Origin of the sequence: Pseudomonas sp. PDM25, assembly GCF_019219045.1 — a bacterium.
Lineage (GTDB): Bacteria > Pseudomonadota > Gammaproteobacteria > Pseudomonadales > Pseudomonadaceae > Aquipseudomonas.
This window is the reverse complement of record NZ_JAHUWL010000005.1, coordinates 402842-414590: the sequence shown is the minus strand read 5'-3', so window position 1 is coordinate 414590 and position 11749 is coordinate 402842. Positions and strand designations below refer to the sequence as shown.

11 protein-coding genes are annotated in these 11749 nt (G+C 60.3%); 6 read left to right on the top strand and 5 right to left on the bottom strand.

What is annotated here, in order from left to right:
* Nucleotides 1-45: 45 nt before the first annotated feature.
* Complete coding sequence (gene queG, locus KW848_RS12165; RefSeq protein WP_218536959.1) at nucleotides 46-1134, top strand: tRNA epoxyqueuosine(34) reductase QueG; 1089 nt, start codon at nucleotides 46-48, stop codon at nucleotides 1132-1134.
* Between the two features lie 86 nt (nucleotides 1135-1220).
* Here queG and KW848_RS12160 read toward each other — a convergent pair whose 3' ends face one another.
* Together KW848_RS12160 and orn are read right to left on the bottom strand one after the other, a co-directional pair.
* Nucleotides 1221-1832, bottom strand: a complete 612-nt coding sequence (locus KW848_RS12160) for a trimeric intracellular cation channel family protein (protein WP_008153267.1) — start codon at nucleotides 1830-1832, stop codon at nucleotides 1221-1223.
* A 273-nt stretch (nucleotides 1833-2105) separates the two neighbouring features.
* Nucleotides 2106-2648 carry an oligoribonuclease gene (gene orn, locus KW848_RS12155; protein ID WP_008153265.1) on the bottom strand — a complete coding sequence of 181 codons (543 nt, stop codon included), beginning with the start codon at nucleotides 2646-2648 and terminating at the stop codon, nucleotides 2106-2108.
* A 107-nt stretch (nucleotides 2649-2755) separates the two neighbouring features.
* Between orn and rsgA the strand changes: the two genes are divergently transcribed.
* Nucleotides 2756-3787 (top strand): small ribosomal subunit biogenesis GTPase RsgA, encoded by a 1032-nt coding sequence (gene rsgA / locus KW848_RS12150; RefSeq protein ID WP_008153263.1) that lies wholly within the window; start codon nucleotides 2756-2758, stop codon nucleotides 3785-3787.
* Nucleotides 3788-3977: 190 nt separating this feature from the next.
* On the opposite strand, the gene motB is transcribed toward rsgA, so the two are convergent.
* Both motB and motA read right to left on the bottom strand, forming a co-directional pair.
* On the bottom strand, nucleotides 3978-5012 hold the full coding sequence (gene motB / locus KW848_RS12145; protein ID WP_218536958.1) for a flagellar motor protein MotB: 1035 nt from the start codon (nucleotides 5010-5012) through the stop codon (nucleotides 3978-3980).
* 3 nt (nucleotides 5013-5015) lie between these two features.
* Entirely contained in the window at nucleotides 5016-5867 is an 852-nt protein-coding gene (gene motA / locus KW848_RS12140; protein ID WP_111449276.1) for a flagellar motor stator protein MotA, read from the bottom strand.
* Nucleotides 5868-6033: 166 nt separating this feature from the next.
* Between motA and KW848_RS12135 the strand changes: the two genes are divergently transcribed.
* Genes KW848_RS12135 through asd form a run of 3 tightly spaced genes read left to right on the top strand, consistent with a single transcriptional unit; the run spans nucleotide 6034 to nucleotide 9309 of the window.
* Complete coding sequence (locus tag KW848_RS12135) at nucleotides 6034-7572, top strand: HDOD domain-containing protein (RefSeq protein WP_218536957.1); 1539 nt, start codon at nucleotides 6034-6036, stop codon at nucleotides 7570-7572.
* A 42-nt stretch (nucleotides 7573-7614) separates the two neighbouring features.
* Nucleotides 7615-8430: a thiosulfate sulfurtransferase gene (rhdA, locus tag KW848_RS12130; RefSeq protein WP_218536956.1), complete on the top strand. Its 816-nt coding sequence runs from the start codon at nucleotides 7615-7617 to the stop codon at nucleotides 8428-8430.
* Nucleotides 8431-8448: 18 nt separating this feature from the next.
* Nucleotides 8449-9309, top strand: a complete 861-nt coding sequence (asd, locus tag KW848_RS12125) for an archaetidylserine decarboxylase (protein WP_218536955.1) — start codon at nucleotides 8449-8451, stop codon at nucleotides 9307-9309.
* A 57-nt stretch (nucleotides 9310-9366) separates the two neighbouring features.
* On the opposite strand, the gene KW848_RS12120 is transcribed toward asd, so the two are convergent.
* Nucleotides 9367-9768: a hypothetical protein gene (locus KW848_RS12120; protein WP_042932429.1), complete on the bottom strand. Its 402-nt coding sequence runs from the start codon at nucleotides 9766-9768 to the stop codon at nucleotides 9367-9369.
* Between the two features lie 199 nt (nucleotides 9769-9967).
* Between KW848_RS12120 and KW848_RS12115 the strand changes: the two genes are divergently transcribed.
* Nucleotides 9968-11746 (top strand): molecular chaperone, encoded by a 1779-nt coding sequence (locus tag KW848_RS12115; protein ID WP_218536954.1) that lies wholly within the window; start codon nucleotides 9968-9970, stop codon nucleotides 11744-11746.
* Nucleotides 11747-11749: the final 3 nt, after the last annotated feature.

The following is an 11749-nucleotide window of genomic DNA, read 5'->3' as shown; positions in this document are numbered from 1 at the left end:
GTCTGGCAGAATTATACGCACCTCAGCTCCGGTTTCTCTCGCCTCATGCCCGCAATTACCACAGACCTGTCCGCCCTCGCCCAATCCATCAAGGACTGGGGCCGCGAGCTGGGCTTTCAGCAAGTCGGCATCAGCGGCCTCGACCTGGCCGAGCATGAGCAGCACCTGGAACGCTGGCTCGCGGCCGGCTACCACGGCGAAATGGACTACATGGGCGCTCACGGCAGCAAACGCTCACACCCGGAAGAGCTGGTGCCCGGCACGCTTCGGGTGGTTTCCCTGCGCATGGACTACCTGCCGGGCGACACCGAAATGGCCAAACGCCTGGCACAACCTGCAAAAGCCTACGTCTCGCGTTATGCCTTGGGCCGCGATTACCACAAATTGATCCGTAAACGCGTGCAACAACTGGCCGATAAAATCCAGGCCGAAATCGGCCCGTTTGGTTTCCGCGCCTTCGTCGACAGCGCGCCGGTGCTGGAAAAAGCCATCGCGGAACAGGCCGGTCTGGGATGGATCGGCAAAAACACCCTGGTCTTGAATCGCAAGGCCGGCAGTTACTTCTTTCTCAGCGAACTGTTCGTCGACCTGCCGCTGCCGGTTGACCCGCCTCACGCTACCGAACATTGCGGCCGTTGCACCGCATGCCTCGACATCTGCCCGACCAACGCCTTCGTCGGCCCGTACATGCTGGATGCCCGACGCTGCATCTCCTACCTGACCATCGAACTGAAAAGCGCGATCCCGGAAGATTTGCGGCCACTGATCGGCAATCGGGTATTTGGCTGTGATGACTGCCAGATTGTCTGCCCGTGGAACCGCTTCGCCCGTCCGTCCGGCGAAAGCGACTTCAAGCCACGGCACAATCTGGACAACGCGGAGTTGGCAGAGCTGTTCATGTGGGATGAGGAGAAGTTTCTCAGCAGCACTGAAGGTTCGCCGCTGCGGCGGGCGGGTTATGAGCGTTGGCTGCGAAACCTGGCGGTTGGCCTGGGCAATGCTCCGTCGAGCATTCCAGTGCTGGAAGCGTTGAAGGCTCGTAGGGATTATCCGTCAGAGTTGGTGCGAGAGCATGTGGAGTGGGCGTTGAAGCAACATGACCAGCGCGCTGGCAACGAAGGATCTCGCCCTTAACAAATGGGGTAATTTGATGATGAACTACCCCATTTGAAGTCGAATTACCCTATTAAGAGCAAACCGCCAGGACTAGCAATCTTCGTTCAAGCCTCGTCGTTATAAACAAACTTCGGCATTTCCCAATGAAACCGGATCGCCAGCAACCGCAGCAGGAAGCCGCCAAACAGCGTGATCAAAATCGCCTGTTCACCCGGCAATTGCAGGTAAATGCAGAGCATGTAGCACCACGCCGCTGCGAACGAGACGCTGGCGTAGAGTTCGCGGCGGAAGATCAGCGGGATGTCGTTGCAGAAAATGTCGCGCAGGATGCCGCCGAAAACCCCGGTGATCACACCGCTGACGGACGCGACGAGCATGCCGTGGCCCATTTCCAGCGCGGTCATGCAGCCGATCAGGGTGAATGCCACCAGGCCCACAGCATCGAGCACCAGAAACAGTGAGCGCAGATGGCGCATCCAGCGTGCGGCGAAGACCGTGAACATCGCCGCCACCGAGGTTAGCACCAGGTATTCCGGGTGTTTGACCCACGTCAGCGGGTAATGGCCAAGCAGCACGTCACGCACCGAACCGCCGCCCAAAGCCGTGACGCAGGCAATCAGCACTACGCCAAACCAATCCATCCCGCGACGGCCGGCAGACAGGGCACCGGTCATGGCTTCGGCGGTAATGGCAATCAGGTAAAGCATCAGCAACATGGTGGCGGTCCTTGCAAGAAGGCGCGCAGTCTAGCCATTTAGTCCCGGCACCAAAAGAGGGCAAAACAGACACTGAGACCTGTGGCGAGGGGATTTATCCCCGTTGGAGTGCGAAGCGCTCCCCTGCATTCTTTCAGTGGCAACGCATTCGCCGGTTTTACGACTGCTTCGCAGCCGAACGGGGCGGTGCGACGTTTCGATAAATCCCCTCGCCACAGAAAGCCCCCTCACCACAGAAAGCCTCCTCACCACAAAGGCCTTCGCTGCTCTGCATCAGAACTTGATGAAGTTCTTGCGATAGTGCTGCAGCTCGGCGATCGATTCGCGAATATCGTCCAGGGCCAGGTGAGTGCTGCCCTTTTTGAAGCTGTCGCGCACGTCCGGCGCCCAGCGTGCGGCCAACTCTTTCAGAGTCGACACGTCAAGGTTGCGGTAATGGAAGAAGCTTTCCAGGGATTTCATGTGCGTATAAAGGAAGCGACGGTCCTGGCAGATACTGTTGCCACAGATCGGCGACTTGCCCTTCGGCACCCATTTTTCCAGGAAAGCGATGGTTTCAGCTTCTGCTTCGGCCATGCTGATGCGGCTGTCGCGAACGCGCTGGGTCAGCCCGGAGCCGCCGTGTTGACGGGTATTCCACTCGTCCATGCCAGCGAGAATTTCGTCGCTGTGATGGATAGCGATCACCGGACCTTCGGCCAAAGTGTTCAGGTCACTGTCGGTGACGATGGTGGCCATTTCGATGATGACGTCGGTATCAGGGTTCAGACCGGTCATTTCCAGGTCGATCCAGATCAGATTCTGCGGGTTTTGCATGTGTCGGCTCCTAGGCAATGCTGCGCAGTTTAGCCTAGGGCGGCGGCCGGGCGTGCTAAACTCGCGGCCGTTTTACCTAATCGCTGCATTCTTGATACGGAACACCCATGGCCAAACGCCAACTCAATCGTCGTCAAAACTGGCGCATCGAAAAGATTCAGGGCGAACGCGCTGCCCGCGCCGCCAAACGCGAGTCCTCGGCTGTCGAGGCACTTGAGGGTGGCGATCTGGGTCCGGAACAGACCGGCCTGGTGATCGCGCACTTCGGTGTGCAGGTCGAAGTCGAAGCCCTCGATGGCGATCTGGCCGGCCAGGTATTCCGTTGTCACTTGCGCGCCAACCTGCCGGCGCTGGTGACCGGCGATCAGGTGGTCTGGCGTGCCGGCAACCAGGGCATCGGTGTGATCGTGGCGCAACTGCCGCGTAAAACCGAACTCTGCCGTCCGGACAGCCGTGGCCAGCTCAAGCCTGTAGCCGCTAACGTCGACATGATCGTCATCGTCTTCGCGCCGCTGCCCGAGCCTCATGCCAACTTGATCGACCGTTATCTGGTCGCTGCTGAGCACGCAGGGATTCGTCCGCTGCTGCTGCTCAACAAGTTCGACCTGATCGACGAGCAGAACGCCCCCGCGCTGAATGCCTTGCTGGCGGTTTACCGCACGCTGGGTTACCCGGTGCTGGAAGTCTCGGCGCACCACGGCAACGGCATGGAGCAACTGCAAGAACAGCTGGACGGACGCATCAGTGTGTTCGTCGGCCAGTCCGGCGTCGGCAAATCCTCGCTGGTCAACAGCCTGTTGCCTGAAGTCGAAGCCCGTGTCGGCCCGCTGTCCGAGTTGTCCGGCCAGGGCACTCACACCACCACGACCGCGCGGTTGTTCCACTTCCCCGGCGGCGGTGAGTTGATCGACTCCCCGGGTATCCGCGAATTCGGCCTGGGCCACGTCAGCCGTGCCGACGTCGAAGCCGGCTTCATCGAGTTCAACGACTTGATCGGCACCTGCCGCTTCCGCGACTGCAAGCACGACCGCGAGCCGGGTTGCGCGTTGCTCAAGGCCTTGGAGGAGGGTCGCGTGCAGCAGCAGCGGATGAACAGCTATCGCTCGATCATCGCGAGTTTGCCGGAGACCAGTTACTAAGCCGGTACGAAACCTGTGAGCGAGCTTGCTCGCGAAAGCGGTAGGTCAGTCAACATTGATGTTGAAGCTGATGACCCCTTCGCGAGCAAGCCCGCTCCCACAGGGACCGTGCCCACGCTGAAAATGAAGTGGCTTCCAAACCAGTGAAAGCCGCAAAAAAAGCCGACATCACTGTCGGCTTTTTCATGGCTCACTGCTTGGGCGGTTCACCCGGTTTCGGTGCCGGGTTGTCGAACAAATTCAACCGTTCACGAAGCTCATGCGCCGGCAACGGCTCTTTATCTGCCGGTAACGCGTTCGGGTCGGCTGGCTTGGCGGGCACTTCGCCCGGGCCGCCCTGCCCTTGCGCCGGCGTTGTTTCTGGAGCCGGTTCCGCCCCTTGCGAACCTTCGATGGCACGCTGGGCTTTCTTGGTCAGCACAATAATGTCGATACGGCGATTGATCGGATTGAACGGGTGCTCGCGATCGAACAACGCCGATGAGGCATAACCGACGACGCGCGCCACCTGCGCATCCGGATAGCTGCCGGCGACCAGCGCACGACGGGCAGCGTTGGCACGGTTGGCCGAAAGCTCCCAGTTACCAAAGTCACCGGTGCCCGTGTACGGCTTGGCATCGGTGTGGCCGCTGATGCTGATCTTGTTCGGCACTGCTTTGATGGTGTCGGCCATGGCCAGCAGGATGTCTTCGAAGTACGGTTTCAGACGAGCTGAGCCTGAGTCGAACATCGGCCGGTTTTCGGCGTCCACGATCTGGATGCGCAAACCGTCCGGCGTGATTTCGAAACTGATTTGGTCTTTGAATTTCTTCAGCTGCGGGTTCTCTTCGACCTTGGTCTGCAGTTCTTGCAGCAACAGTTCGAGACGCTCCTTCTCGACCTGCTCGGCCATGCCTTCAACCTGCTCGGCGTCGATGGTCACCTTGTCTGGCTGCGGCTGGGATTTCACCTCGGGGTTGAGGGTGTTCTCCGGCGCCAGGGTCGGTGTGCCGCCCAGGTCGATGATGTACGGCGTGCCGCTTTCGGAAAAGCCGACCGGGTCCTTGAAGTATCCGGCGATGGCGATCTTCTGTTCAGGCGTTGCGGTCGACAGCAGCCACAGCACCAGGAAGAACGCCATCATCGCCGTCGCGAAGTCCGCGAAGGCGATTTTCCAGGCGCCCCCGTGATGCCCGCCGGCGATGCGCTTGACGCGCTTGATGATTATCGGCTGGTTATTTTCCATGACTTAACGTCCGCGGACCGCTTGTTCCAGCTCAGCAAAGCTAGGACGGTGCGCCGGGTACAGAACTTTACGACCGAACTCTACCGCCAGCGATGGCGGCATGCCGGAAGCCGAAGCGACCAGCGAGGCCTTGATGGCTTCGTAGATGTTGAGTTCTTCCTTGGCATCGTGGGCCAGGGAGTGAGCCAGCGGACCAAAGAAACCATACGCCGCGAGAATACCGAAGAAGGTACCGACGAGGGCCGCACCGACGTGCAGGCCGATGGATTTCTGATCGCCTTCACCCAGGGAAGCCATGGTCACCACGATACCGAGTACCGCCGCGACGATACCGAAACCAGGCATGGCGTCGGCAATGCCGTTCACCGCGTGGGATGGATGCTCGAGGTCTTCCTTGAGACTGTAAAGCTCCATGTCGAACAGGCCTTCAAGCTCATGGGGCGCCATGTTGCCGGAGGACATGATGCGCAGGTAATCGCAGATGAACGCGGTCATGCGTTCGTCTTTTAATACCGCAGGGTATTTGGCGAAGATCGGGCTCGCAGCGGCGTCTTCAATGTCGCCCTCGATAGCCATCATGCCTTCGCGGCGGCTCTTGTTGAGGATCTCGTAGATCAGGCCCAGCACTTCCAGATAAAAAGTGTGGTTGAAACGCGAACTGAACATGCCCAAGGATTTCTTGAGCACGTGCATGGTCATGTAACCGGGGTTGGCCTGCAGGAATGCACCGAGGGCCGCACCACCAATAATCATCACCTCGAAGGGCTGAATCAGGGCGGCAATTTTGCCGTGGGAGAGCACGTATCCGCCGAGCACGCTCGCGAATACGACGATGATGCCGATTAATTTAGCCATAGGTAGGAGAGCACTTACTGAGTCGGGTTCAAGGTCATATTCGGAAGTTAAAAAATCTCTTCTTCTACTTATCGGCAAAACTGCGCCAGACTATAGCCAGTTCAGGCGAAAAGCCAATTTGGCCCGCTCCGGGCATAGGTAATGCAGACGATGATCGCGTCCAGACATGGCTAACGAAACGAACGTTCCAACTCCAAAACCGACCACTCTCGAAGGCTGGGTCAAGCTTCTCGATGGCGTGCGCCTGCCGGTTCCGCAAGCCAGTCATGACCGTGTCTGCAAGGCCATCGCCAACAGTCGCAGCTCCCTGCGCGATATCGCCGAACTGATACAGGACAGCCCGGCGCTGGCCTTGAGCGTGATTCGCGAAGCCAATCGCCACACCCACGGCAGCATGACCGAGCCTGCGGAAAACCTTGAGGTGGCGATCAATCGCCTCGGTTTGAAGCGCACCGAAGAACTGCTCGCCCGGTTGCCTGCCCAGCCGCAATCGGAGATCCCGATCGCCCTGCGTCAGCTACAGCTGATCAGCCAGCACGCGACCCAACAGGCCAACGGTTTTTTCGCCAGTCGCCTGGCGCGGCTGTGGCAGGACATCCACTGGGGCAGCCTTTTGTTTCTCTCGCCGCTGTGGCCGATGGCGTTGACTCATCCGCAGTTGCTCGAAGAGTGGGAGCTGCGGGTCATCCACAAAGGCGAGTCGGCGCGCAAAGTCGAAAAGCAATTGTTCGGCGCGCGCCTGCTGGATATCTGCCTGGCGCTCGTGGACATCTGGCGCCTGCCGATCTGGGTGCAGCAGGGTTACCGGCTGCTGCTCAACGAGCAACGTGAGCTGGTGAAAGTGCTGCGCATCGCGCGCGACAGCGATCATCCATTGCGCCAGCAGAACCGCCTCGATGACGATCCGACCCTGCGCCGCTGGCTCAATCAACCGGCCAATACGGTGCTGCTGGCCAACGGTCTGGCGCTGTCGGCGCAACAGGCCTGGGACAGTCCGCACAGTGAACGCTGGCAGTACCTGACCAGCCTTTACCTGCAAATGCCGATGGACGAGGTGCAGCAGCAGTTGCACCAACAGGCCGCCAACAGCGCCCGCCATCACGCCATGCCAGATCTTTGGCACCCGGCCGTTTCACTGATCTGGCCGTGGGGCATGAACCGCGTGCACGCAGGCTTGCTGCCGGCCCCGGCGCCGACGGCCGAAGACCTGGCGAAATGGCGCAGACAGTGTGCCGAGTTGCTGGTCGAGCCCAGCCGCTTCACCAATGCCATGCACTTGACCACCTCTGCCCGGGACGCTTTGGTCGCGTGCGGCATGCGGCGGGTGATGATCCTGATGGCCGACCGTACTCACGCCAATCTGCGGGTGCATCAGACGGCCGGGCTGCCAAAAGAAGTGGCCGGTCTGAACTTCGTCGTCAGCCAGAGCACCGTGCTGCAACGCCTGCTTTCGCAACAGGCCCAAGTGCGCCTGACGCCGGCCAACAACGCACAATTCTCGGCCATGCTGCCGGCCAGCCTGCGCTCACAGTTCGGCGGCGAACACTTGCTGCTGCGTTCACTGGTCAATAATGGTCGGGTGATCATGATTGTGGTGGCGGATCAGGGCGGCGGGCCGTTCTCGGAAATCACCGTACAAGCCTTCGGCAAAACCGCGCAGTGCATCGAAAAGGCATTGCACAGCTTTAGTCAGCGCGGCCAATGACGCTGCTATACAATCCTCCCTTTTGTGCTCTGGAGACCTCACATGTCTGACTTCTCTGGCTTGCCGCTGGTGATCGAGCCGAGCGACTTGCTCCCTCGTCTTGACGCCCGCGAACTGATTCTGGTGGACCTGACCAGCAGCGCCCGCTATGCCGAAGGGCATATCCCCGGTGCGCGCTTTGTCGATCCGAAACGCACGCAACTCGGTCACCCACCTGCGCCGGGGCTGATACCGCCGCAAGCGGCGCTCGAAGCATTGTTCGGTGAGCTGGGACACAACCCCGATGCGGTCTATGTCGTCTATGACGACGAAGGCGGCGGTTGGGCCGGGCGCTTTATCTGGCTGCTGGATGTCATCGGCCACAGCAAGTACCACTATGTCGACGGCGGCCTGAAGGCCTGGCTGGCAGAAGGCTTGCCCATGTCGATCCAGATCCCGGCGCCGGTCGGCGGCCCGGTTGCGCTGACCCTGCACGACGAACCCACGGCCACCCGCGAGTACCTGCAAAGCCGTCTCGGTGCCGCCGATCTGGCGATCTGGGACGCACGCGGGCCGCTGGAGTACTCCGGAGAGAAAGTCCTGGCAGCCAAGGCCGGGCACATTCCCGGCGCGGTCAATTTCGAATGGACCGCGGGCATGGATCAGGCGCGCAACCTGCGCATCCGCACCGACATGCCGCAGATCCTGGAAAAACTCGGGATCAGCAAAGACAAAGAAGTGATTACCCACTGCCAGACACACCATCGTTCTGGCTTCACCTATCTGGTGGCCAAATCCCTCGGTTATCCGCGGGTCAAAGGCTACGCCGGTTCCTGGGGCGAATGGGGCAACCACCCCGATACGCCCGTAGAGATTTAAGGTTTTTAAGGACAGTTAATGAATAACCGTTTGTTTATCCTCAGCCAATACCTGCTGCCCCATCACCTGCTGTCGCGCCTGGCCGGCTGCATCGCCGAATGCCGCGTACGCTGGTTCAAGAACGCCTTCACCGCCTGGTTCGCCAAGCGTTATCAGGTGGACATGTCGCAGGCGCTGGTCGAAGACCTGACCGCTTACGAGCACTTCAATGCGTTCTTCACTCGCGCCTTGAAAGACGGCGCTCGCCCGCTGGACGAGACGCCTGGCGCGATCCTCAGCCCGGCCGACGGCGCGGTCAGCCAACTGGGCCCGATCGAACACGGTCGAGTGTTCCAGGCCAAGGGCCACAGCTTCAGCGTGCTGGAATTGCTGGGCGGCGACGCTGCCAACGCAGCGCCGTTCATGGGCGGTGACTTCGCGACTATTTATCTGTCGCCGAAGGACTACCACCGCGTGCACATGCCGTTGGCCGGCACCCTGCGCGAGATGGTCTACATCCCCGGCCGGATCTTCTCGGTCAACCAGACCACCGCCGAAAACGTTCCGGAACTGTTCGCCCGCAACGAACGTGTGGCGTGCATTTTCGACACCGAGCGCGGGCCGATGGCCGTGGTGCTGGTGGGCGCGATGATCGTTGCGTCGATCGAAACCGTTTGGGCCGGGTTGGTCACGCCGCCGAAACGCGAGCTGAAAACCTTCCGTTACGACGAAGCTGCCCGTGCACCGATCCATTTGGAGAAAGGTGCAGAACTGGGCCGCTTCAAACTGGGTTCGACCGCTGTCGTGCTGTTCGGGCCAGATCAAGTTAAGTGGGCTGAAGAGCTGGCGGCCGGTTCGCCGGTGCAGATGGGCCAGGGCATGGGCCTGGCAAAAGCCTGATCCCTGATCCGAACCCCGCGAACGTCTTCGCGGGGCCGGACATTTCGGTGGGTGCCGTTACTCTATCTGTCCACGGAAGCCGATCGGCCCTTCGTTGGCGTAGGTATTGGTGCCACTGAGGTTTTTCCCTCCATCGCTGGAGGTCACGCTCAACGCCACAACGTTCTGATTATCACGGCCGCCGATGACCCATTTGCCACCCGGATGCCATGGAGCGTCGTTGCCGCCCCACTGATTCTCAACGTTGTACTGGTTCTGGCCCGTGCGCTGAGCCTTGAAGCCAATGGGACCTTCACCCGCATACGTCATGGTGCCGGTGAAACTCTTGCCGCCATCGCCCGATTTGATCTCGATCGCGACAACGTTCTGGTTGTCCCGCGCGCCTAGCGTCCAGTCTCCGCCCGGATGCCAGGGTGCCGAACTACCGCCCCATTGATTTGCCACTACATATCTAGACATAAACTTCATCTCCTTGAAGTTACAAAGAGACCTGCCCTGCGTAGGCAGCAGGCCGTACGACCGTGCGTATCCAGTCGCACGACTGTCAGATTAGTAGTACGCCCGGATGACACTCGACTGACAGACAAACGGTAAAAACCCATAGCTGCTACAGTCAGGTCATTCACTGCCCATTTACCGGTTGGAGTTTTTCCACGGCATGAATGAGACCAGCCCCCATCTTTTGCTACGCGCGCCCGTCCCGCTGCAGGTGCGTCTGTCATTCTGTGAAGCCACCCCGCGCGACCTCAAGCGCTGGATCGCCAATCTGCCCAAAGCCAACATCGGCGAAACCGCTCGCCAGCTGTATCAAGGCTTGAGCGAACTCAACCAGCTATTCACGCCCAGTGACAATCGCCTGCAATTGCTCGAACTGCTGCGGCCCGAGGTGTATTACGTCTGCAAACACCTTGAGCAGCATTTCCTGCATCAGTCGATTGTCCTCGACGAGCGTTCCCGCAAGATCGCCAACCTCTGCCAGGCGCTGCAAAGTCACTTGGCCATTGGTTATAAACAGATCGTTGTGCGCATCACACCAACGTTCAGCAAGGACCGTGCGCCGCTGCTGACCCAGGCGCTGCAACGGGCGCTCCATTGCCTGAACGGGTCGCTGATCCGCGCGACCAAACTCTATTGCCCCGTGCCGGAAGGCCTGTGGCTGGAGCTGCATCAACTCTACCGGATCGCCTGCGCGCACCGGCTCCAGCACACGAGCCTGCGCGATGAGCTGGCCAATCAGACGCAAATCCTGAGCATCGAACAGACGTACGTGGTCGCCTTGCTGCTGGGCGCCTCACGCTGCAACCAACTGCGCCAGCACCAGATTGCCCGGGTGGCCGAAGTGCTGGAACCCTGGAGCCAATGGATCAAGCTGCAACCCGGCAAACCGGCCACTGGGTTATTTGCCGTCGCGCCAGACCTCGACACCGGACCGCGTTACCGCACCAAGTTCCGCGCCGAGCAGCAAGAGAGCTTGTTGGGGATTGATCCGCAGCCGTTGGTCGCGGCAATTGAAGCTCATTTGCAAAAAAACGACAGCTCATCGCCACTGCCCATGTCGACAGGGTTAAGCCTGGACTCGTTGCAACACCTTCATGCCGCCTGGGGCCAGACGGCCGAGCGCAGTTTCCAGCGCACCGTTGGCCAAGGCACGTTGACCCTGTGCATTGGCATGAGTGCGCTGCACTTTTATCTGGGTGGGCAACGCTCATTCAGCGACATCCTGAAAAACCACGGCGCCCGGCCTGCACAATTTTCGGTAACGTCAGCGACCGGCCGGGAAAAGGACCAATGGCACCAGGCCTTCGACGCCGCGCCCCAAGGCAATGCAGATGCTCTGTTGCCCTACGAAGAGATCGAATACCCGCAGCTTCAGAATGACGACAGCCACGCAGCATCCGACCGCAATCAGCACTTCCCGACCCATGTTCTGTCAGTGATCAATCACAGCCCCGGCGGTTACTGCCTGGCCTGGCCCGGCGCTGTGCCGGCCGAGTTACAGGCGGGCGAGATGGTCGGCATCGAGGATTCTGCCGGTCAGGGTTGGAGCATCGCGGTGGTGCGCTGGATCCGCCAGGTGCGCGGCGGCGGCACGCAAATGGGCATCGAGCAGGTTGCGCCCTGCGCCGAGCCTTGCGGCCTGCAATTGGTGCGCACCCGTGATGACCACAGCCAGTACCTTCGAGGCCTGTTGTTGCCGCAAATCAGCGCCATCGACCTGCCGGCCACCCTGCTCGCGCCGCGCCTGCCCTTTCAGGAGGGCAATAAGGTCATGATCAATACCCACGGCGAGGAACGTCGGGTCGGGCTGGAGCGGCGGGTGGCGAGCACCAACAACTTCAATCAGTTCGCCTACCGTCCATTGGAGACAGCCAGAAACGACAACGCCGCGGTGAGCGGCGCTGAGGAGGATTTTGATTCGTTGTGGAAAACACTTTGAGGG

Coding starts and splice junctions, on each gene's coding strand:
- motA (WP_111449276.1), bottom strand. CDS start 5,867: ATGGCTAAATTAATCGGCATCATCGTCGTATTCGCGAGCGTGCTCGGC.
- orn (WP_008153265.1), bottom strand. CDS start 2,648: ATGCAAAACCCGCAGAATCTGATCTGGATCGACCTGGAAATGACCGGT.
- asd (WP_218536955.1), top strand. CDS start 8,449: ATGAATAACCGTTTGTTTATCCTCAGCCAATACCTGCTGCCCCATCAC.
- KW848_RS12120 (WP_042932429.1), bottom strand. CDS start 9,768: ATGTCTAGATATGTAGTGGCAAATCAATGGGGCGGTAGTTCGGCACCC.
- KW848_RS12160 (WP_008153267.1), bottom strand. CDS start 1,832: ATGTTGCTGATGCTTTACCTGATTGCCATTACCGCCGAAGCCATGACC.
- KW848_RS12115 (WP_218536954.1), top strand. CDS start 9,968: ATGAATGAGACCAGCCCCCATCTTTTGCTACGCGCGCCCGTCCCGCTG.
- queG (WP_218536959.1), top strand. CDS start 46: ATGCCCGCAATTACCACAGACCTGTCCGCCCTCGCCCAATCCATCAAG.
- motB (WP_218536958.1), bottom strand. CDS start 5,012: ATGGAAAATAACCAGCCGATAATCATCAAGCGCGTCAAGCGCATCGCC.
- KW848_RS12135 (WP_218536957.1), top strand. CDS start 6,034: ATGGCTAACGAAACGAACGTTCCAACTCCAAAACCGACCACTCTCGAA.
- rsgA (WP_008153263.1), top strand. CDS start 2,756: ATGGCCAAACGCCAACTCAATCGTCGTCAAAACTGGCGCATCGAAAAG.
- rhdA (WP_218536956.1), top strand. CDS start 7,615: ATGTCTGACTTCTCTGGCTTGCCGCTGGTGATCGAGCCGAGCGACTTG.